Genomic DNA, 19,338 nt, shown 5'->3' with positions numbered 1-19,338 from the left:
ACGGCTAATCATCCCTTGGCAGTGCTTGCCACGTGTTTTTCTAGAGCATTTGCAGCTCGATCACCGGTCTGAGTGTCCACACGGTGACTCAAGGTTTGACAGAGATGGCGTAGCTGCGGAGTCGTGACTCCTGTATTTGTGCTGATTCGCATGTGTGCCTGAAGCTGTGGCTCTACCCCCGCAAGCGCGGAAAGCATTCCCACTGTGGCCAGCTCACGCGTCTTCCAATCCAAGGTATCTCGTTCGAATATGTCACCAAACAGGTGAGTGCGGAGGTATTGGTTAGCTATCGGGGCAAAATCGAACAGGGGCCCCTCAACCGGTGAACCCGACAACTTTGTCTGGTTAACGGTACCTGCGGCCAGCAGGGCGTCACCTTGAGGTATTGGACGGCTAGGTTCGCGACCTGGATCGTCAAAGATGCCGCGCTGTTTGCGTGATTCCAGCACCTGCATCAGCTCCGTCAGCGCGTTCAGAGATCGGGGGAAGCCGGCATAGGCGTAGAGTTGTACAAGCACCTCACGCAGTTCGCTGACCGTTAGTTTCAAATCCAAGGCCTGATCCAGAGCAGTGTTCAAGCGGGGCAAGTCACCAATGGCAGCAAGCGCGGCTACGACGACAACCGCTTGTTGTTGCTCGCTCAGCGACTTGGAATTTGATTGGGATGAAATGGGGTGGCTCATGACATTGCCCGTTCCGAAGGGATCAGACGAGGCCATCTCCGTAGCGCCTAGTCCAATCATGATTGTGGTTGCTATCCCGGCATTGATCCACTTACTTAGCACGCGGCCCGCTGTATTGTTCATCGGTCACTTTCTCCAACCAGTGGACATTTTTGCCTTCAGCTGTCGCTGTAACAGCAAGGTGCGTCATGCTCGTTGTGGGGGCAGCTCCATGCCAATGCTTAATGCCTGGAGGGCACCACACGACATCCCCAGGACGAACCTCCTGGATAAGGCCGCCCCATTGTTGAGTCAGGCCTACCCCCGAAGTGACCACCAGCTGCTGGCCAGCAGGATGGGTATGCCATGCAGAACGTGCCCCCGGCTCGAATGTCACGAAGCTTCCCGAGGCGCTAATCCCCGAGTCCGCAGGCCACACCGGATCAATCCGCACGTCACCGGTGAAGAATTGAGAGGGGCCAACCATAGAGGCCTGTTTACCCGCTCTGGTTATTTCCTGTTGGCGGGGTGAGGCATTTTCAGCTGCTTCGCTCGATGCGAGTTGCAAAGCAGAGAGGCATATCGCAGCTGTAATGGGGTGAGCATTCATGTTGAAAACCCTCATGGTCAGAGATCTTGGGTAGCACGTGACCTCAGCTCAGCCTTTTTCCAGCGGGCCACTCAGGTAGACAACGTCAGTCACTGGCTCCAGCCAATCGACGGCCTTGCCATCCATATACTCATTGATCGCGACATGCTGCATAGCCGTAGTATCGGTCGCGCCATGCCAGTGCCGGCGTCCGCAGTTGCACCAGATCAGATCACCTGCGCGGATCTCGGTCTTCGGGCCATCTTCACATTGCGTCCAGCCGACCCCATCGGTCACTAGCAAGGCTTGGCCCAGAGGATGAGTGTGCCAGTGGGTACGAGCACCTGGCTCGAAGTTGACCACCGCAACGCCAACTCTAGCGGGGGCAGGGGCTGTGAAAGCGCGGTCGATGCGTACTCGCCCCGTGAACCATTCAGCAGGCCCCGGGATCGCATTGGCCGAGCCGGCACGGTGGATTTGCATGGCCACGCTGGAAAGGTTGTTGTCCGCCATGGTGTTTCAGCCTCTCAAAAATGTAATTGAGACAACTGTAGCGACCGCGCTTTAATTCGAGTATTAGCAAAATCAAGAATTCGGTTTGAAGCTGGGCTTAACAATGAAAGCAGACAATCTGAGTGATCTGGTGGTCTTTGTGGCTGTCGCCAGGGAAAGTAATTTCACCCGGGCAGCGGCACGATTGGGTGTGTCACCTTCAGCCGTCAGCCAGACAGTAAGGGGCCTTGAGGAGCGTCTCGGTGTTCGGCTCCTCACCCGCACCACCAGGAGCGTCACGCGGACGGAGGCAGGGGAAAAACTGCTTCATGATATCGCGCCGCTATTGGATCAAATCGATGGTCACCTTGGTGCCCTGACCGAATTTGGGCAACACCCCTCAGGGACGGTGCGGATCACAGCCGATGAATTCGCCGCCCGCCATGTTCTATGGCCGAAATTGAAGCCGGTGATCGAGTCCTACCCAGATGTCACGATTGAATTGATGACCGATTACGGCCTGACTGACATCGTTGCCGAGCGTTTCGATGCGGGTGTACGTTTGGGAGGCATCATCGATGCAGACATGGTGGCTGTGCCCATTGGGCCGCCCATGCGGATGGTTACCGTAGCCTCACCCGCCTACGTGATGCGGTATGGAGTGCCCCGCCAACCCGAGGAGTTGATGGCCCACAGGTGCATCAATCTGCGCTTGCCTACGCACGGCGGCCTTTATCCTTGGGAGTTCACCCATGATGGCAGCGAGTTCCGCGTCCGGGTGCAAGGGCCGCTGATCATGAATAGTTCGTTGCAGATACTGGATGCCTGTCTGGCAGGAGTGGGTTTGGCCCAGGTGACCGATCTACACGCTCAGGAGCATATCGACAGCGGTGCCCTTGAAGAGGTATTGGCGGAGTGGTCAGAACCCTTCCCTGGTTATCATCTTTACTACCCCACGCGCCGACAGCAAACCGCTGCTTTCAGGGTTGTTCTTGAAGCACTCCGAAGCGAATAGGCGCTTGAGGGATGTCGGATTTCCCGCCGGCTTTCAGTGCTGGGAAAATTCGACTCGGATATCGTCACTGCCAAGCATCTGCATCAGGCCGTCGAGGTTTTCAATGTTTCCGATACGGGTGTATGAGTAGGGTGTATTGAATGTCTTGTAGAAGACCACCAAGGTCTTCGATCCATACAGCATGACGTCCCCAGCCTTGATTGTTCCTGGAGCGCTCGCATCCTTGGGCAGTGGCGCCGCGAGATCGACATACTTTTCGTTACTGTTGAGGTCGGCCACTTCGAGCGTCAGCGGTGTCAACGAGGAGAAGACACGAGCGGCCTCAGTGTCAGCCAGCCTGATTTTGTATTGCCGCTCGCCTACTGACATCTGCATGTAGGGTATCTCCTGTTGTGGTTTCGCTTCGCCAGACTTCGCCGTTTGAGGGTCAGATGCGCTGGCAGAAATTGTGTGAGCTAAACCAAGTGCCATTAGCCCACTCACCCAAGCAAGGTGCTGCAGACCAGACCATCGATAAGGCGCGGCCTTTTCGGTTACTAGAAGTAAAGGCTTGTGGAGTGTGCTCCTTCTCATTGCATCTCCTTGCATCCTGGGTCGGGCGACTTCTTAAAGGCTGAAGATCAGGGTACGTTGAGCGTGGAGACAGATGGTCTTTCCGCACCTAAACGCAGCTCCGCAATATCGCGTTTTGGAGGTGTGCCGAACTGGCGCCCGTACTCACGGCTAAACTGCGATGGACTTTCGTAGCCGACCTTGAATGCGGCGGTCGCTGCATCGAGGTGTTCGTTGAGCATCAAGCGTTTTGCCTCGTTCAACCTCAACCATTTCTGGTACTGCAATGGACTCATTGCGGTGAGCTGGCGGAAATGCTGATGGAATGTCGAGAGGCCCATCTGTACCTGAGAAGCCAACTCGTCCACCCGCAGCGGCGCCGCATAGTTCACCTTCATCCAGTCGATGGCTTTGGCGATTCGATGCCCTTTGCTACCCACGGAAGCGATGTAACGGAGGAGAGGAGCCTGATCGCTCAGCAGGAGCCGATAGTGAATCTCTCGCTGAATCAGCGGCCACAGCACGGGTATTGCGTCGGGCTCTTCTAGGAGCTCAACGAGACGGGTAAAGCTTTCCAGTAGCTTCGGACTCAGCTGACCCACACCAGCGCTGGTGTGAACGGACTTACCGCTCCCCACAAGGCGCCCATCTTGTGCGATCAATTCTGCCAGCGTGCGCAGATCGAGCTTAAACACCATGCCGAGACAGGGCGCTGAATCGCTGGCCATGGTTACCGCTGAGTTGGCTGGAATGTTCAGTGAGGTGACCAAAAATCGAGTCGTGTCGTAGGGGAACACGTCGCTGCCAATAACCATTTCCTTGGCACCCTGAACCACCAAAACGATGCTTGGCTCAACGATGCAGGTAACTGGTGGTGCCGGGGCGTTACGTCGATAGACGCTGAGGTCTGCAATGCTCGTCGCAAAATCTCCAGCAGCAGGCGCGTGGGCGCCGATGACCTTGCACAGCTTGGCCATTGGGTTCGCGAGTGAGCGCGGTTGTGTATTGGGGAGCATAGGGAACTTCCGATCATCTCGTAGCAAAACACTACTCGTGCGCTGCTTCCGCTGTCCATGCCTGCTCCGGTCGGTCTGGAGATTTAGGCAAGAAAACTACCCGTTTGCTCTACTGATGTACCGGTTTACGCGGGGAAGATAGATAGCAGTAGAGGTACCAGGGATGCGTTAAGCGGCGGTACCTCGGATCACGTCCGTTTCGAGCAGACAAGGAAATGTGCATGAAGTCTTTGATCGTAGCGTTTGCCTTAATGGCCAGTTCTTTCACTGCGGGAGCCGCCGATATGTCCCATGGGGCCAACAATTTCTACAAGAGTGAGCAGGTATCACGTGAGCGTGTTTCCTTCAAAAACCAGTTCCAGCTGAACACGGTCGGAAACCTGTTTGTTCCCAAAAACCTGAACCGCAATACGCGTTATCCAGCCATTATCGTTGGCCACCCAATGGGGGCGGTCAAGGAGCAAAGCTCGAATCTTTATGCCCAGAAGCTGGCAGAGCAGGGCTTCGTGACCCTGGCCATCGACCTGTCGTTCTGGGGTGAAAGTGACGGGCGTCCGCGCAATCTGGTGTCGCCGGACATCTATGCCGAAGACTTCAGTGCGGCGGTCGACTATCTCGGTGCTCAAGGTTTCGTTGATCGGAACCGTATTGGCGTGCTGGGTATCTGTGGCAGCGGCAGCTTTGCCATCAGTGCGGCGAAAATTGATCCACGCATGAAAGCGATTGCCACGGTCAGCATGTACGACATGGGTGCCGCCAACCGCAATGGACTCAAGCATGGCGTCTCGGTCGAACAGCGCAAAAAGGCTATCGCCGAAGCAGTAGCCCAGCGTGATGTCGAGTTTGCCGGAGGCGAAATGAAGTACACCAGTGGCACGGTGGATCAGCTAACTGAGAGTTCTAATGCCATCGAGCGGGAGTTTTACGACTTTTACCGCACTCCTCGTGGCGAGTTCACTCCCAAAGGGCTGTCGCCGCTTCTGACGACGCACCCGACGCTGACCAGTAACGTCAGGTTCATGAACTTCTATCCGTTCAATGACATCGAGACGATCTCGCCTCGTCCCATGTTGTTCATCGCAGGAGAGGATGCTCATTCCCGGGAGTTCAGCGAAGAGGCGTATCGCCTTGCCGGCGAACCCAAGGAACTCGTGATTGTCCCGGGCGCTGGCCATGTGGATCTGTACGACCGCGTAGAGATGATCCCCTTCAGCAAGCTGACGACTTTCTTCCGCGACAACCTCAAGTAAATGGCTGTTGTTTCCAGGCCCAGCACCACGCAGGGCCTGGGCATCCGTGTTTTTTGAAATTGCTACAACGAGAATTGCCATGAGCAGCCCAGCAATACCCCTTCAACACTCAAACCGTCAGGTCTGGAGCGCTGTCCTGGCGATGTCGCTCTGTGCTTTTGCCTTGGTGGCTTCTGAGTTCCTGCCTGTGAGTTTGCTCACGCCGATTGCATCCGATTTGTCACTGACTGAAGGGCAGGCCGGGCAGGCCATTTCTATCTCGGGCTTCTTTGCTGTGATCACCAGCCTGTTACTGGCCACCGTAACCCAGGGGATCGACCGCAAGCCTGTCCTGCTGGCTACGACAGCGCTTATGCTAGTTTCCGGGGGCATGGTGGCCTTTGCCCCGAACTACCTGACGTTGATGGTTGGGCGAGCCGTACTGGGAGTTGCCATTGGCGGCTATTGGTCGATGTCTACCGCAGTGATGATGCGTATCGCGCCCGATGCACTCGTTCCGAAGGCTATTGCTGTGATGCAGGGCGGTACCGCGTTGGCTACAGCAATCGCAGCGCCGGTTGGGAGCTACCTGGGCGGCATCATTGGCTGGAGAGGGGCATTCTTTTGCGTGGTGCCTTTGGCTGCACTGGCGATGATCTGGCAAGCCTTCACGTTGCCGGCAATGCCTAGTGAGCGGACTCAGGTATCGGCCACCGGCTCGCTGCGCTTGCTTGGGGACAGCAAGGTTGCCCTCGGCATGGCTGCAGTAGCGTTCCTTTTCATGGGGCAGTTCACACTCTTTACGTATCTGCGGCCTTTCCTGGAGACAGTCACGCATGTCGATGTGCCCACGCTCTCGCTCCTGCTCTTGATCATCGGGGCCGCAGGATTGGTAGGCACCATGGTAGCTGGCTCTCTTGTTAGTCAAAGTCTGAACAAGGTTTTGGTAGGAATACCGTTGATCATGACTGCCATCGCATTTGCCGTAATCGTGGTTGGTAGCTGGCTTGTTCCTGTGGCCGCAGTGCTGGGGCTGTGGGGGCTGGTCGCGACCTGTGCACCGGTGGGATGGTTCACCTGGTTGGCCAAGGCACTGCCACACGATGCAGAGGCTGGTGGTGGGTTGATGGTCGCAGTAATTCAGTTGGCTATCACTGCTGGTGCAACTGCAGGCGGGATGCTGTACGACGGGATGGGTTATCAGGCTACCTTCATCGCCAGTGGCATATTCTTGCTCACTGCAACCGTACTGAGCATTCTCACAAGCCGACGATAGCCGGTGGAAGCCATCAGCAGCCGGTTTCGTTATGGCACTGAGGTCGCCTACGGTACCAATAGCGGTCTGGTAATCGTTCCTCAGCCGTCCACCACATTAGGTGCTTCGGTCAGGTACTACTTCTAATCACAATCGGGCGCAGAAAAAAGCCGGCGATAGCGCCGGCTTCTTGGTTTTTGCCTCACTAAACCCTTCATATCTACTTCTGGGTGAACGCCGCGAACCTCTTGTTGAAGCCAGCTACACGGCCTTCGGATTTGGCTTTACGTTCCTGGCCGGTGTAGACCGGGTGAGATGCGCTGGACACATCCAGGGTAACGTATGGGTAGGTCTTGCCATCGCTGTGAGTGAAGGTCTTGTCTGTATCAATCGTCGATCCGATCAGCCAAAACGCGTTTGCCGAGACGTCATGAAATAGGACGGGACGATAATCTGGATGGATGCCGGGTTTCACGTGGAGCTCCGAATGAGATGATATAAAGTAACAATATAAATGATATCGAATCTCATTTTAAGGCTGTGCAAAGGATTCCATTGCGAGCTTCAAACATCGAGCTATAGACTCAGGGCTTCGGATGCTCTGCCTAGCGCATCTCTTGCCTATGCTTAGTATCCGCACTTCGATGGCGATACCCATGAGATTGGCCGAATTCATTCTTCAAAACATGGAACCTATCCTCCAGGCATGGGAGGACTTTGCGCGCACCGTAGATACGCCTCTGCCCGATCTCGACGATGAGGGCCTGCGAAATCACGCCGAGACCATCCTGCGTACCGTGGCTCTGGATAGGGCGTCACCCCAGACTGCCATCCAGCAGTTCGATAAGTCTCGTGGCATGCTGCCCGCTAGCCCTGTCGAAACTGCCGCCCAAGTCCATGCCGTAAGCCGGCTTGATGCTGGTTTCACGCTCGATCAGGTTGTTGCTGAGTATCCATCGTCGATCTAGTGCGTCGCAGGTGCGACGTTGATGCATTATTTTGAGTAGCAAAGGGCGGACGGTCGGGTGCATGTCGAACATGTCGTCCCCGAGGAAGGCTGACACCAAGGTACTCCCGCGGTCAGGGCTGGCAAGAACGTCAGCCTCTGCCGCATGCACCAGCCGTTGCTCGAGCTCATGATGCCCGGCGATATGATCAAAATGCGTATGGCTGGCAACGGCAAGCAATGCATGTGGGCATCATCGGAGCTCACTGGATAGCCAGTTAGTGAAGGCGAGGGCTGCACTTGAAAGCGGCCGATCACGGTGCTTGACGAGATAGAAGGTTGCCTGCGAAGGGATCGTCTGCTCTAGGGGACACAGCAAAAATTCCCGTAACCGCGACCCCTGAAGCAATTCTTCGTTTAGCAAGCAAATGCCTGCGTTTTCAACCGCCATACTTGCTGCAATGGCATAACTATCGACACTAAACCGCTGCAGGTGCTCAGGTTCGCCTTGAGGATAACGATCTAGCCAATCGTTCCAGCCGTTGGGCGTCCCGAGAACATCGATCAAAGGGAGGCTCAGGACACCACCCGCATCACGTAGACGATTCGACATCGACGAGGAACAGTAGGGACGTAGCTCTTGAGAAATGAGCTGCGTGGACTCCATGCCGGCCCAATTTCCTGCACCGTAACGGATCTCGATCTCGCCACCGCCTGGCGGCGCATCAGCCTCCCAGTTCACCCCATACATGCGGATAGAGACTTGTGGGTAAAGGGTTGCGAATCGCTCCATGCGAGGTGCCAGCCATAACTGCGCGAAGGAGTTGTTTACGCTGAGCTCAAGTACCCCTTGGGCAACTGAGCTGAAGATGCTGCTCATGCCTTGCTCCATGTGCTTCAGGCCTTCCTGCACCACACCGAGGTAGGCCCGCCCCGCGACAGTCAACTGAATCGACCGCGTCTGCCTTTGGAACAGATTTTTACCGAGCTTGTGCTCCAGCAATTTGATCTGCTGGCTCACCGCCGATTGGCTCATATTCAGCTCGACCGCGGCATGGGAGAAGCTCAGGTGCCTGCCGACGACTTCGAAGGTGCGCAGCCAGTTGAGTTGCAGATTCGCGAGGGCCATGGTTCACGCATAAGTTGTTCTTATTGAATTGCCGCTTTTACATCGTTTGTGCGTGGTATTCAAGCTTATTAGCATCCATCCCCAGCAGCCAGCAGGAAGGGGCCAAGCCTAGAGAAATTGCCAGCTGCCGTGAGTCTTTTGGGCAGGATTAGCTCAGCACAGGGGATAGACCATGAAGTCGGAAACCAAAGTACTCGTCATCGGTGGTGGGATCACGGGGGTCAGCACGCTGTATCACCTGGCCAAGGCTGGCTGGACAGACGTGATGCTGGTCGAGAAGCTGGAGCTCACCTCGGGCTCGACCTGGCATGCGGCAGGTAACCTGCCTTCGTTCAGCACCAGCCTGAACATCATGAAGCTTCAAAAGCACAGTATTGAGCTCTATCAGCAGTTGGCGGAGCAAACCGGGGAGTCCGTGGGGCACCATCAGACGGGCTCAGTTCGTCTGGCGCACACCCAGGAACGCCTGGATGAGTTCAAGCGTGTCGCTGGCCTGGCGAAAATCGCCGGTATGGTGGGTGTTGAAGTCGTAGATAACGCCAGGCTGCGTGAACTTCATCCCTATCTTGATACCACTGGCCTGCTGGGCGGTTTGTGGGACCCTTATGATGGGCATATCGACCCCACCAGCGTCACCAATGCCATGGCGAAGCTAGCGCGAGGCTACGGGGCCACTATTGTTCGCTACAACCCGGTCACCGCCATCCAACAGTTGCCTGATGCCCGCTGGCAAGTCTCAACAGAGCAAGGTGTGATCACTGCCGACATCATCGTCAACGCAGCGGGCTTCCGTGCCAATGAAGTGGCAGCGATGATCGGCCACCAGTTCCCGATGTGCTCCCTCGAGCACCAGTACCTGGTGACCGATGCCATACCGGAACTAGAAAAGCGCCCAGGCCTGCTACCGCTGTTACGGGATCCGGATATCTCCTATTACCTGCGTCAGGAAGGCAAAGGTCTGATCCTCGGGCCCTACGAGCGAAATCCGGTTGCCTGGGCGGTCGATGGCGTCCCGGCACAGTTCGGCCAGGAGTTGTTGCAACCGGAACTCGGTCGGTTGGAGGACATCATCGGTGAGGCCATCGAACAGATAGGGCTGATCGGGCAGGGCGGTATCAAGACAGTCGTGAACGGGCCGATTGTCTACACCCCGGATGGCTTGCCGCTCTTGGGACCGGTACACGGCTATGACAACTACTTTGCCTGTGCAGGCTTTAGCTTCGGCATAACCCAGGGCGGAGGGGCGGGTCGCTACCTTGCCCAATGGATCATGCACGGGCAGCCCGAAGTGGACCTATGGGAGTTGGACTCCCGGCGTTTCGGTAGCTACGCCAATCTCTCGTACACCGTGAGCAAAGCGCTTGAGGTGTATGCCAATGAATACCAGCTGGGCCAGCCGAACGAATATGCGATGCGCCCGGCGTGCCGGGAGCAGAAAACCAGCCCGGTATACTCGTTGCTCAAAGTGAAGGGGGCGGTTCATGGCGCCTTCTACGGTTGGGAGCGCCCCAGCTGGTTTGCCGTGGGTGGACAGCCGACTCAGGAAGCGCACAGCTTCAGCCGAGGTAATTGGGATGCCGCGGTGCGTGCCGAATGCGAGGCAGTCGCCCAGCGCGCCGGTGTGCTGGATCTGACACCGTTCACCAAATTTGAAATTTCAGGTGAAGGTGTCAGGGCGTATCTTGACCGCATCAGCCCGAACCGACTCCCGGCCAAACCAGGCGATGTCGCACTTGCGCATGTGTTGACCGACGAGGGCAGTGTTGCTTGGGAGTTCTCTGTCACGCTGCTGCAAGACGGCCGCTTCTACCTGATGTGCCCAGCCGCAGCGGAATTGCTGATCGATGACTGGCTCCGAGTCCGCGCCAAAGGACGTAAAGATGTCCAAATTCGTAATGTCACCCGCGAGATGGGCGCGCTGATCCTGGCCGGACCGCGATCTCGCGAGGTTCTTGCGCAACTGACAGATACCGATCTGAGCAACAAAGCGTTTCCATGGTTTACCGGACAGGAAATAGAGGTCAGCGGTGTGCCGGTGCGTGCGTTACGCATGAACTTTGTCGGCGAATTGGGTTGGGAACTGCATCACCCGATCGATCGGCAGATCGAGCTGTACCTGGCACTGATGGAGGCTGGCAAGTCAGTGGGTATAGCTGACTTCGGCATGCGTGCAATGGACTCGATGCGGCTGGAAAAGGGCTACCAGATCTGGGGCCGGGAGTTGACCACTGAATACAGCGCGCTGGCTTCAGGGATGGGGTATTTCATTAAGTCCGAAAAAGGCGACTTCGAGGGGCACGCCGCGGTAATTGCCGAAAAGAATGCTCCGAGCAGCCATCGACTCGTGCTGATGGAAGTTGAGGCGGGGCGTGCAGATGCGCTGGGCAGTGAGCCGATTTTCCAGGGCGACGAAATGGTGGGGCTGACTACGTCGGGTGCCTACGGCTACCGCGTGGAAAAAAGCCTGGCGCTTGGCTTTATCAGACGTGATCTGGTTGACCCAGGAACACAGCTCAGCATCGAAATACTCGGTGAACGCTGCCCGGCAATTGTGACCCGCAACTGTGTCTATGACCCTACGGGTGCTCGCTTGAAGCACTGATTCAAACTCTATGCATGAGGAGGAAGTTGGACGATGACCGCAATTGAGGAAGCCGTGCCTTCGGCCGCTGAAGGTGCAGCGCTGATTGATGGCAAAGCCTTCGCCGAGGCACTACGTGGGCAAGTGGCTCAGGGCGCTGAGCAATTTGCCCGGTCGACCGGGCAGCCGCCCGGCTTGGCAGTAGTGCTAGTAGGTGATGATCCTGCCAGCCAAGTGTATGTGCGCACCAAGATGAAGACGGCGGCAGATACCGGCATTCGTTCGTTCCCACACCTCTTGCCGGGTTCGACGAGCCAGTCGGCTTTGCTCGAGCTGATTCGCCAGCTTAATGAAGATCCACAGGTGCACGGCATCTTGGTTCAATTGCCATTGCCTGCGCATTTGGACGAAGCGCAGGTCATAGCCGCGATCAGTCCCGCCAAGGATGTAGATGGCTTTCACCCGATCAATGTCGGACGTTTGAGCCAGGGCACCGCCACACTCATACCCTGTACGCCTCTGGGGTGTTTGTTGTTACTCAAAGATCGCTTGGGCGATCTGAGTGGCCTGAAAGCAGTGGTCGTCGGACGCTCGAACATTGTCGGTAAACCGATGGCCAGCCTGCTGCTCCAGGCCAACTGTACGGTGACCATCCTGCATTCACGCTCCCGCAATCTGGAGGACGAGTGTCGACAAGCTGACATTCTGGTCCTGGCAGTCGGTGCTCCGCGCAAATTCGGCGCGGGTTATATCAAGCCGGGAGCCACTGTGATCGACGTCGGGATCAACCGGATAGTCAGTGAGGATGGCAAATCCCTGTTGGTGGGGGACGCTGATACGGACGCAGTAAGTGCGATCGCCGGTGCCATCACGCCCGTCCCAGGAGGTGTTGGACCAATGACAGTGGCTTGCCTGCTGAAGAATACCCTCACTGCTGCGTCTGCTGCTGAAGGTCTTGCCTTCGGCTAAAACCCACAGCTCTGCGGTTTTCCTTAACAGCCGTTGCGCCTGTGTCGCACCGGCTGTCTTTTTGAGGAGCGGAGGGAACGCTATAGCCAACGTATTAGTAGGGCTTATTAATGATCGTGTTTTTCATCGTTTGTCAGGTGTAAGCAAAATTCCTACGATCAAGCCATCAACTGAGCGCAACAACAAAAACAAGCTCTCGGAGGTCGCTCGTGGCATCTACTCTGTTGGCCCCACGTGTAATACACGTTGATCGGAATGGCGCTCTTCAAGCGTCGTCTGGTAGCGCGACTCCAACCCAGCTCTTTCAACTGCTTCGTCTTCGCGAGATGTGTTCGCGGAACACGCTTAGCGGTCATTCCTCTGCCCAGGGGCTCTCAAAGGCCCGCAATCAAGACATGTTTTTGGTCGCGCTTCGACGCCTGTTCGGCCGTTACCGAATCAGCACGCGTTCGTGGCATCACCGAAAGTTTGTGTTGCGCGGGCTATAGCGATCACCCCGAAAGATCCAAAGGGTCACCAGTAACTACAGCGTTTAAATCCTGGCTGTTACAAGGCAGCCGTCCCGTTTGCATGCGTGGAGGTGGAGATGAAGGTTTTAGTGGCGGTCAAGCGAGTGGTCGATGCCAACGTCAAGGTGCGCGTCAAAACCGATGGTTCTGGCGTGGAATTGAGCAATCTGAAAATGGCGATCAACCCGTTCTGCGAGATCGCAGTGGAAGCTGCTGTACAGACGAAAGAAGCTGGCCACGCCAGCGAAGTAGTAGCCGTATCTGTAGGTAGTGATGCCTGCCAGGAACAGCTGAGAACGGCGCTGGCCATGGGGGCCGATCGGGCGGTCTTGGTTCAGGCACCGGATGGTCTGGAGCCGCTGGCCGTTGCCAAGGCCTTGAAGGCCATTGCGCGCCAAGAAGGCGCAGACCTGGTGGTGCTCGGCAAACAGTCCATCGATGGCGACAACAACCAGACTGGCCAAATGCTCGCGGCCTTGCTGGGAAGTGCCCAAGGTACCTTCGCGTCGAAACTGGAGTTTGCCGGAGAGGGTGTGAAGGTCACTCGTGAAGTGGATGGTGGCCTGGAAACCTTGCACCTCACGCTGCCCGCAGTCATCACCGCCGACCTGCGCCTCAACGAGCCCAGGTATGCCTCGCTGCCAAACATCATGAAAGCCAAGAAAAAACCTCTCGACCTGGTGGCCATCGACACGCTGGGCGTGGATGTATCGCCGCGCCTGAAGGTATTGAAGGTCACCGCCCCGGCAGAGCGCGATGCAGGTAAGCGCGTCGGGTCTGTGAGTGAGCTGGTGCAGATGCTTAAAACCGAAGCGGGGGTGATCTGATGGCCGTATTGATTATTGCCGAACATGACAAAGCCAGCCTGAAGCCGGCAACACTTTCTACCCTGAATGCTGCGTTGCAGCTTGGCCTGCCGATCGAGGTGCTGGTTGCCGGTCACGCTTGTGGCGCGGTCGCTGAGCAAGCGAAACAATTGGATGGCGTCACGAAAGTACTGAACGCCGATACTCCGGCTTATGCGGCGCAACTGGTGGAAAACGTTGCTGCGCTGGTAGTCGACCTGGTACAGGCGAAGCAGTACAGCCATGTACTGGCATCGGCCAGCGCGGCGGGGAAGAACCTCTTGCCCCGAGTTGCCGCCTTGCTGGACGTTGCGCAGATCTCCGACGTGGTGGAGGTGGTTTCGCCCGACACATTCGTTCGCCCCATCTATGCCGGCAATGCTTTGGTGACCGTGCAAAGCCAGGACTCGGTGAAGGTGGTAAGCGTGCGCAGCAGCGCCTTCGCAACTGCAACTGCAAGCGGAGGCAGCGCAACCTTGGAATCGATCAGCAATGCGACTGATCTAGGCCTGTCGCGCTTCGTCAACGCCGAGCTGCGTAGTACTGAAGGCGTCGATCTCAGCACTGCCAAAATCGTCATTTCTGGCGGTCGTGGTATGGGCAATGGTGCGAACTTCCAACTACTCGACAAGGTGGCCGACAAGCTCGGTGCTGCTGTCGGCGCCTCAAGGGCGGCGGTGGATGCCGGCTTCGTCTCGAACGATATGCAGGTGGGGCAGACCGGCAAGATCGTCGCGCCAGAACTCTACATCGCAGTCGGCATCTCCGGTGCCATTCAGCACCTGGCCGGCATGAAAGACTCGAAGATCATCGTCGCCATCAACCAAGACGAAGAAGCCCCGATTTTCCGTGTGGCCGACTATGGCCTCGTTGCCGACCTGTTCGAAGCGATGCCGGCTCTTGAAGCCGAGCTGTCCTGATTGCCGGAGCACTTAATCTTGAAACGTACTTTTTGCCTCGCTTTCGATTGCCCGGACAAAGTCGGGATTGTCACCCGGGTTTCCGGAGCCTTTAGTACCCACGGCGGCTGGATTGAGGAGGCCTCCCATCACTCGGACGAAGAAAGCCAACGCTTCTTCAGCCGCATTGTAGTGCGCGCCGACTCGCTGCCGTTCGACTACGACGTACTGCAACGCAAGCTAACGCCATTGGCCGAAGAGCTGCAAATGAACTGGCGTCTGGTAGATAGCCAGCATAAAAAGCGCGTCGTACTCATGTGCAGCAAGGGCTCGCACTGCATGACTGACCTGCTGGACCGCTGGAAGAGCGGTGACATCAGCTGCGACATTGCCTGCGTAATCTCCAATCATGAAGACCTGCGCGGACTGGTGGAGTGGTACGGCATTCCTTTCCATGTGGTGCACATCGACAAGGACGACAAGGCCAAAGGCTTCGCCCAGACCGAAGCGTTGATCGATGAGTACCGCGCCGATTGCATCGTGCTTGCCCGCTACATGCAGATCCTGCCGCAAAACCTGTGCGAGAAGTACCGGCACAAGGTGATCAACATCCACCACAGTTTCCTGCCGTCGTTCATTGGTGCCAAACCATATCACCAGGCCTCGCGCCGTGGCGTGAAGCTGATCGGCGCCACTTGCCACTACGTCACTGAAGACCTCGACGAAGGCCCGATCATCGACCAGGACGTGGTGCGCGTCAGTCACCAACAGAACGTTGATGACCTGGTACGCCTGGGCAAGGACGTAGAGAAGACCGTGCTTGCCCGCGGCCTGCGCAATCACCTGGAAGACCGTGTGCTGGTCTACGGCAACAAGACTGTCGTCTTTTAAACCCGCGAGTCACGGTGGGCGTGCCCGCCGCATTTTGGAGCTGGATCATGAGCAATTCCGTACCGGGCTCAGCCCGTGTAGTGATCGTGGGCGGTGGCGTCATCGGCTGCAGCGTCGCCTATCACCTGACCAAGCTGGGCATCAAGGATGTCGTCCTGCTGGAGCGCAAGACGCTGACCTGTGGCACCACCTGGCATGCGGCAGGCCTGGTGCCGACGCTGCGCGCCACCTACAACATGAGCATGCTGGCCAAGTACAGTGCCGGCCTGTACGAATCGCTGGAAGCCGAAACGGGGCAGGCGACGGGCTTCTTGCGTAACGGCTCGCTGAGCATTGCGACCCATGCCGAGCGCTTCACCGAACTCAAACGCGGCGCTTCGATGGCAAAGCTCTGCGGTTTCCCCTGCGAAGTGGTCAACCCCGAGCAAGCACTGGAGCTGTGGCCGCTACTGAACATCGACGATGTGGTCGGTGGTGTGTATTTGCCGCTGGACGGCATCGTCAATCCGGTGGATGTCACCCAGGCATTAGCCAAGGGCGCACGCATGGGCGGCGCGAAGATCATCGAAAACACTCGCGTGCTGGACATCAAGATCAAGGATGGCAAGGCCGCTGGCGTGGTCACCGAGTTCGGCGACATCGATGCCGAATTCGTCGTCAACTGCGCGGGCATGTGGGCGCGTAACTTCGGCAAGAAGGCTGGTGTAAACGTACCGCTGCACGCTGCCGAGCACTATTACGTGGTGACCGAGCCCATGCCCGAGCTCACCCGCGTGCTGCCTACGCTGCGCGATCTCGATCACTGCAACTACTTCAAGACAGACGCCGGTAAGCTGTTGATCGGCACCTTTGAGCCGAATGCCAAGCCCTGGGGCCACGAAGGGATTCCAGACAGCTTCAGCTTCGATGAACTGCCGCCGGACATGGAGCACTTGGAGCCTTACCTCGAACACGCCATTCGCCGAGTGCCGGCCCTGGAGCGCACCGGGTTGCAGGTATTCTTCAACGGCCCCGAGAGCTTCACCCCGGATGACCGCTACCACCTGGGCGAAGCCCCGGAACTGCGTAACTATTTTGTAGCTGCCGGGTTCAACTCGGTGGGTATTCAATCGGCGGGGGGCGCCGGCAAGGTACTGGCCGAGTGGATCGCCAAGGGCCATGCGCCGATGGATCTGTGGGACGTGGATATCCGTCGCAACATGCCATTCCAGGGTAACTCCAAGTACCTGTACGACCGCACTACAGAAGGCCTCGGCCTGCTCTATGCAATGCACTGGCCGTTCCGCCAGTTCGAGACCGCGCGCAACGTGCGCAAGAGTATCCTGCATGACCGACTGGTGAAGGCCAACGCCTGCTATGGCGAGGTGTCTGGCTGGGAGCGCGCCAACTTCTTCGCTCCGCAAGGGCAGAAGCCCGAGTACCAATACAGCTGGGGTAAACAGAACTGGTTCGCCTGGTCAGCAGCCGAACACAAGGCGGTACGTGAAAACGTAGGGCTGTTCGATCAAAGCTCGTTCGCCAAGATCATGGTGCAGGGCCGCGATGCCATGGCGGTGCTGAACCGCATTTGTAGCAACAACATCGACGTAGCAACAGGCCGTATTGTCTACACCCAATGGCTGAACGAGCGTGGCGGCATCGAAGCAGATCTAACCGTGACGCGGCTGGCTGACGATGCGTTCTTGGTGGTTACCGGCCCGACCACGCAGACCCGCGACCTGAACTGGCTGCGCCGTAACACCCCTACGGATGCTGCGGTGGTGATTACCGACGTGACCTCGTCCATGGCCGTGATCAGCGTCATGGGACCGCGGTCGCGGGAGCTGCTGCAGACGCTCACTGCAGACGACCTGTCCAACGAGGCTTTCCCGTTCGCGACCTCACGTGAGATCGAACTTGGTTACGCCATGGTTCGCGCTTCTCGGATTACTTATGTGGGAGAACTGGGCTGGGAGTTGTACATCCCGACCGAGTTCGCCCCCGATGTATTCGACCGCATCGTCGAGGCCGGCAAGCCTTTCGACCTCAAGCTTTGCGGCTACCACGCGCTGAACTCGCTGCGTATCGAGAAGGGCTACCGCCACTTCGGCCACGACGTGATGGAAGAGGACACGCCCTTGGAAGCCGGCCTGGCGTTCGCCTCGGACTTCAACAAGCCCGGCGGCTTCATCGGTAAAGAAGCGTTGCAGGAGCAGAAGAGCAGGGGTGTGACCCGGCGCATGGTGCTGTTCCGCTTCCTCGACCCCGAGGGCACCAGCTACCACGAGGAGCCGATCTACCGAAATGGCCAGATCGTCGGGCGCACCACCTCAGGCATGTATGGCCACCACATCGGCGGCAACGTGGCGATGGGGTATGTGCGTAACGACGCCGGCATCTCGCCGGAGTGGATCAAGGAAGGTGAGTACGAGATCGAAGTCGCCTGCAAGCGCTACAAGGTCGAGGCAAGCCTGCGTGCGTTCTACGACCCGGATATGCAACGCATCAAGTGCTGAAGCGCCATCCGCCGGTTCCATCACAGGTACTGGCGGGTTTCTCAGTCGCGGTAGAGAGGGTCGAACATGAACAACGCTGTTTTGCCACTCGTAATTGCTCTGTTCTCGACACCGGTCATGGCCAACAGCCTGACCGTGGTTTCTTATGGTGGGAGTCTGGCGGCTGCGCAAATCGAGGCTGCCCATAAGCCCTACAGCCAGGCCACTGGTACTCGCATCATTTCAGAGGACTATTCTGGCGGGATCGCTCAGATCAAGACCCAGGTCGATAGCCAGAAGGTCACCTGGGATGTGGTCGATGCAGAACTGCCCAATGTCCAGCGGGCCTGCAATGCCGGTTTGTTGGAACGCCTGAACCCTGCCGACCTGGCACCCGCTCCAGATGGCACCCCGGCGGCTAAGGACTTCATCCCCGGTGCACTCAGTGAATGCGGGGTGGCCAACTACGTCTGGTCCACGGTAGTGGCCTTCAACAGCAAAGCCTATTCAGGCGAGCAGCCACAGACATTGAACGATCTCTTCGACGTGCAACGCTTTCCCGGCAAGCGTGCCCTGCGCAAGGCCCCTCAGGTCAACCTCGAGTGGGCATTGATGGCGGATGGTGTACCACGTGACCAGGTGTATTCGGTGTTGGAAACTGAGGAAGGGGTAGAGCGGGCATTTGCCAAGCTCGACGCCATCAAGAAAGACATCGTCTGGTGGGAGGCCGGGGCCCAGCCGCCGCAGTTGCTGGCTGACGGCCAGGTGACCATGGCCTCAGCCTACAACGGCCGCATTGCCGTGGCACAACAGAAGGAAAAACAACCGTTCAAGATCATCTGGGATGGCCAGGTATACGACATGGATGCCTGGGTTCTGCCCAAAGGCAATCCGCGTAAAGAACAGGCCATGGCGTTTCTCAAGTTCGCTACGCAAAGCGCCGTGCTGGCCGACCAGAGTAACTACATCGCCTATGGACCGACTCGGCTTTCCGCGCAGGCGCTGGTCGACCCAAGGGTCAAAGCTGACCTGCCCACCAGCCCGGAAAACTTCGTGACAGCACTGCAACTGGATTCGGCTTGGTGGAGCGATCACGCCGATGACCTGAACGAGCGATTCAACGCGTGGCTAGCCCGCTAGCGGGCAGTGGCGAGCGCCGGAGGCGTAGTTGGCGACCTCGACGTGAATGGGGCATGGAGCCGACTAGAACAATAAAAACCAGCGGTGCCAGCCAGCAGCTGGCCAACCGATCTTCTTTGCCTGCACCCACGCAACCCGAACAAAA

The 19,338-nt window shown here is 57.5% G+C and carries 17 protein-coding genes and 1 pseudogene; 10 read left to right on the top strand and 8 right to left on the bottom strand.

The window, feature by feature from the left end:
• Positions 1 to 8 precede the first annotated feature (8 nt).
• The 3 genes from ACIPZG_RS06450 to ACIPZG_RS06440 all read right to left on the bottom strand — a co-directional run bounded on the left by ACIPZG_RS06450 (position 9) and on the right by ACIPZG_RS06440 (position 1,764).
• Positions 9 to 806 carry a carboxymuconolactone decarboxylase family protein gene (locus tag ACIPZG_RS06450; protein WP_176511275.1) on the bottom strand — a complete coding sequence of 266 codons (798 nt, stop codon included), beginning with the start codon at positions 804 to 806 and terminating at the stop codon, positions 9 to 11.
• Complete coding sequence (locus ACIPZG_RS06445) at positions 775 to 1,149, bottom strand: cupin domain-containing protein (RefSeq protein WP_236193401.1); 375 nt, start codon at positions 1,147 to 1,149, stop codon at positions 775 to 777. The genes ACIPZG_RS06450 and ACIPZG_RS06445 overlap by 32 nt, the downstream gene beginning before the upstream one ends.
• A gap of 171 nt (positions 1,150 to 1,320) precedes the next feature.
• Entirely contained in the window at positions 1,321 to 1,764 is a 444-nt protein-coding gene (locus ACIPZG_RS06440) for a cupin domain-containing protein (protein ID WP_176511273.1), read from the bottom strand.
• Between the two features lie 103 nt (positions 1,765 to 1,867).
• Here ACIPZG_RS06440 and ACIPZG_RS06435 point away from each other — a divergent pair, with 103 nt between their 5' ends.
• Positions 1,868 to 2,758 carry a LysR family transcriptional regulator gene (locus ACIPZG_RS06435; RefSeq protein ID WP_400712198.1) on the top strand — a complete coding sequence of 297 codons (891 nt, stop codon included), beginning with the start codon at positions 1,868 to 1,870 and terminating at the stop codon, positions 2,756 to 2,758.
• 33 nt (positions 2,759 to 2,791) lie between these two features.
• Here the strand turns inward: ACIPZG_RS06435 and ACIPZG_RS06430 are convergent, their stop codons facing one another.
• Complete coding sequence (locus ACIPZG_RS06430; protein ID WP_400711255.1) at positions 2,792 to 3,133, bottom strand: cyclophilin-like fold protein; 342 nt, start codon at positions 3,131 to 3,133, stop codon at positions 2,792 to 2,794.
• 245 nt (positions 3,134 to 3,378) lie between these two features.
• Positions 3,379 to 4,326: an AraC family transcriptional regulator N-terminal domain-containing protein gene (locus ACIPZG_RS06425; RefSeq protein ID WP_400711252.1), complete on the bottom strand. Its 948-nt coding sequence runs from the start codon at positions 4,324 to 4,326 to the stop codon at positions 3,379 to 3,381.
• Positions 4,327 to 4,547: 221 nt separating this feature from the next.
• Here ACIPZG_RS06425 and ACIPZG_RS06420 point away from each other — a divergent pair, with 221 nt between their 5' ends.
• Together ACIPZG_RS06420 and ACIPZG_RS06415 are read left to right on the top strand one after the other, a co-directional pair.
• Positions 4,548 to 5,576: an alpha/beta hydrolase gene (locus tag ACIPZG_RS06420; protein ID WP_400711249.1), complete on the top strand. Its 1,029-nt coding sequence runs from the start codon at positions 4,548 to 4,550 to the stop codon at positions 5,574 to 5,576.
• Between the two features lie 79 nt (positions 5,577 to 5,655).
• On the top strand, positions 5,656 to 6,831 hold the full coding sequence (locus ACIPZG_RS06415) for an MFS transporter (protein ID WP_400711246.1): 1,176 nt from the start codon (positions 5,656 to 5,658) through the stop codon (positions 6,829 to 6,831).
• A 199-nt stretch (positions 6,832 to 7,030) separates the two neighbouring features.
• Here the strand turns inward: ACIPZG_RS06415 and ACIPZG_RS06410 are convergent, their stop codons facing one another.
• The 3 genes and pseudogenes from ACIPZG_RS06410 to ACIPZG_RS06400 all read right to left on the bottom strand — a co-directional run bounded on the left by ACIPZG_RS06410 (position 7,031) and on the right by ACIPZG_RS06400 (position 8,885).
• On the bottom strand, positions 7,031 to 7,285 hold the full coding sequence (locus ACIPZG_RS06410) for a type B 50S ribosomal protein L31 (RefSeq protein ID WP_400711243.1): 255 nt from the start codon (positions 7,283 to 7,285) through the stop codon (positions 7,031 to 7,033).
• 547 nt (positions 7,286 to 7,832) lie between these two features.
• Positions 7,833 to 7,997: pseudogene (locus tag ACIPZG_RS06405) on the bottom strand (MBL fold metallo-hydrolase); the annotation flags it as partial.
• 12 nt (positions 7,998 to 8,009) lie between these two features.
• On the bottom strand, positions 8,010 to 8,885 hold the full coding sequence (locus tag ACIPZG_RS06400) for a LysR family transcriptional regulator (RefSeq protein WP_400711240.1): 876 nt from the start codon (positions 8,883 to 8,885) through the stop codon (positions 8,010 to 8,012).
• A gap of 172 nt (positions 8,886 to 9,057) precedes the next feature.
• Here ACIPZG_RS06400 and ACIPZG_RS06395 point away from each other — a divergent pair, with 172 nt between their 5' ends.
• From ACIPZG_RS06395 to ACIPZG_RS06365, 7 genes are all read left to right on the top strand, one after another.
• Positions 9,058 to 11,487 carry an FAD-dependent oxidoreductase gene (locus tag ACIPZG_RS06395; RefSeq protein ID WP_400711237.1) on the top strand — a complete coding sequence of 810 codons (2,430 nt, stop codon included), beginning with the start codon at positions 9,058 to 9,060 and terminating at the stop codon, positions 11,485 to 11,487.
• A 33-nt stretch (positions 11,488 to 11,520) separates the two neighbouring features.
• On the top strand, positions 11,521 to 12,435 hold the full coding sequence (gene folD, locus ACIPZG_RS06390) for a bifunctional methylenetetrahydrofolate dehydrogenase/methenyltetrahydrofolate cyclohydrolase FolD (protein WP_400711234.1): 915 nt from the start codon (positions 11,521 to 11,523) through the stop codon (positions 12,433 to 12,435).
• A gap of 586 nt (positions 12,436 to 13,021) precedes the next feature.
• Complete coding sequence (locus ACIPZG_RS06385; protein WP_286113707.1) at positions 13,022 to 13,771, top strand: electron transfer flavoprotein subunit beta/FixA family protein; 750 nt, start codon at positions 13,022 to 13,024, stop codon at positions 13,769 to 13,771.
• A complete protein-coding gene (locus ACIPZG_RS06380) occupies positions 13,771 to 14,709 on the top strand; it encodes an electron transfer flavoprotein subunit alpha/FixB family protein (RefSeq protein WP_400711231.1) in 939 nt (312 codons plus the stop codon). Before ACIPZG_RS06385 ends, ACIPZG_RS06380 begins: the two co-directional genes overlap by 1 nt.
• Positions 14,710 to 14,727: 18 nt before the next feature.
• The gene (purU, locus tag ACIPZG_RS06375) at positions 14,728 to 15,579 is read left to right on the top strand and encodes a formyltetrahydrofolate deformylase (RefSeq protein WP_286113709.1); all 852 of its coding nucleotides are present in this window, start codon (positions 14,728 to 14,730) and stop codon (positions 15,577 to 15,579) included.
• Between the two features lie 47 nt (positions 15,580 to 15,626).
• The gene (locus ACIPZG_RS06370; protein ID WP_400711228.1) at positions 15,627 to 18,074 is read left to right on the top strand and encodes an FAD-dependent oxidoreductase; all 2,448 of its coding nucleotides are present in this window, start codon (positions 15,627 to 15,629) and stop codon (positions 18,072 to 18,074) included.
• A 66-nt stretch (positions 18,075 to 18,140) separates the two neighbouring features.
• Positions 18,141 to 19,193, top strand: coding sequence for an ABC transporter substrate-binding protein (locus ACIPZG_RS06365; protein ID WP_400711225.1), 1,053 nt, complete (start codon positions 18,141 to 18,143; stop codon positions 19,191 to 19,193).
• Positions 19,194 to 19,338: the final 145 nt, after the last annotated feature.

The organism is Pseudomonas sp. NPDC089395, from assembly GCF_044749525.1.
Taxonomy (GTDB): domain Bacteria; phylum Pseudomonadota; class Gammaproteobacteria; order Pseudomonadales; family Pseudomonadaceae; genus Aquipseudomonas.
The sequence above is the reverse complement of the archived record's forward strand: the minus strand, read 5'-3'. Positions and strand labels throughout refer to the sequence as shown.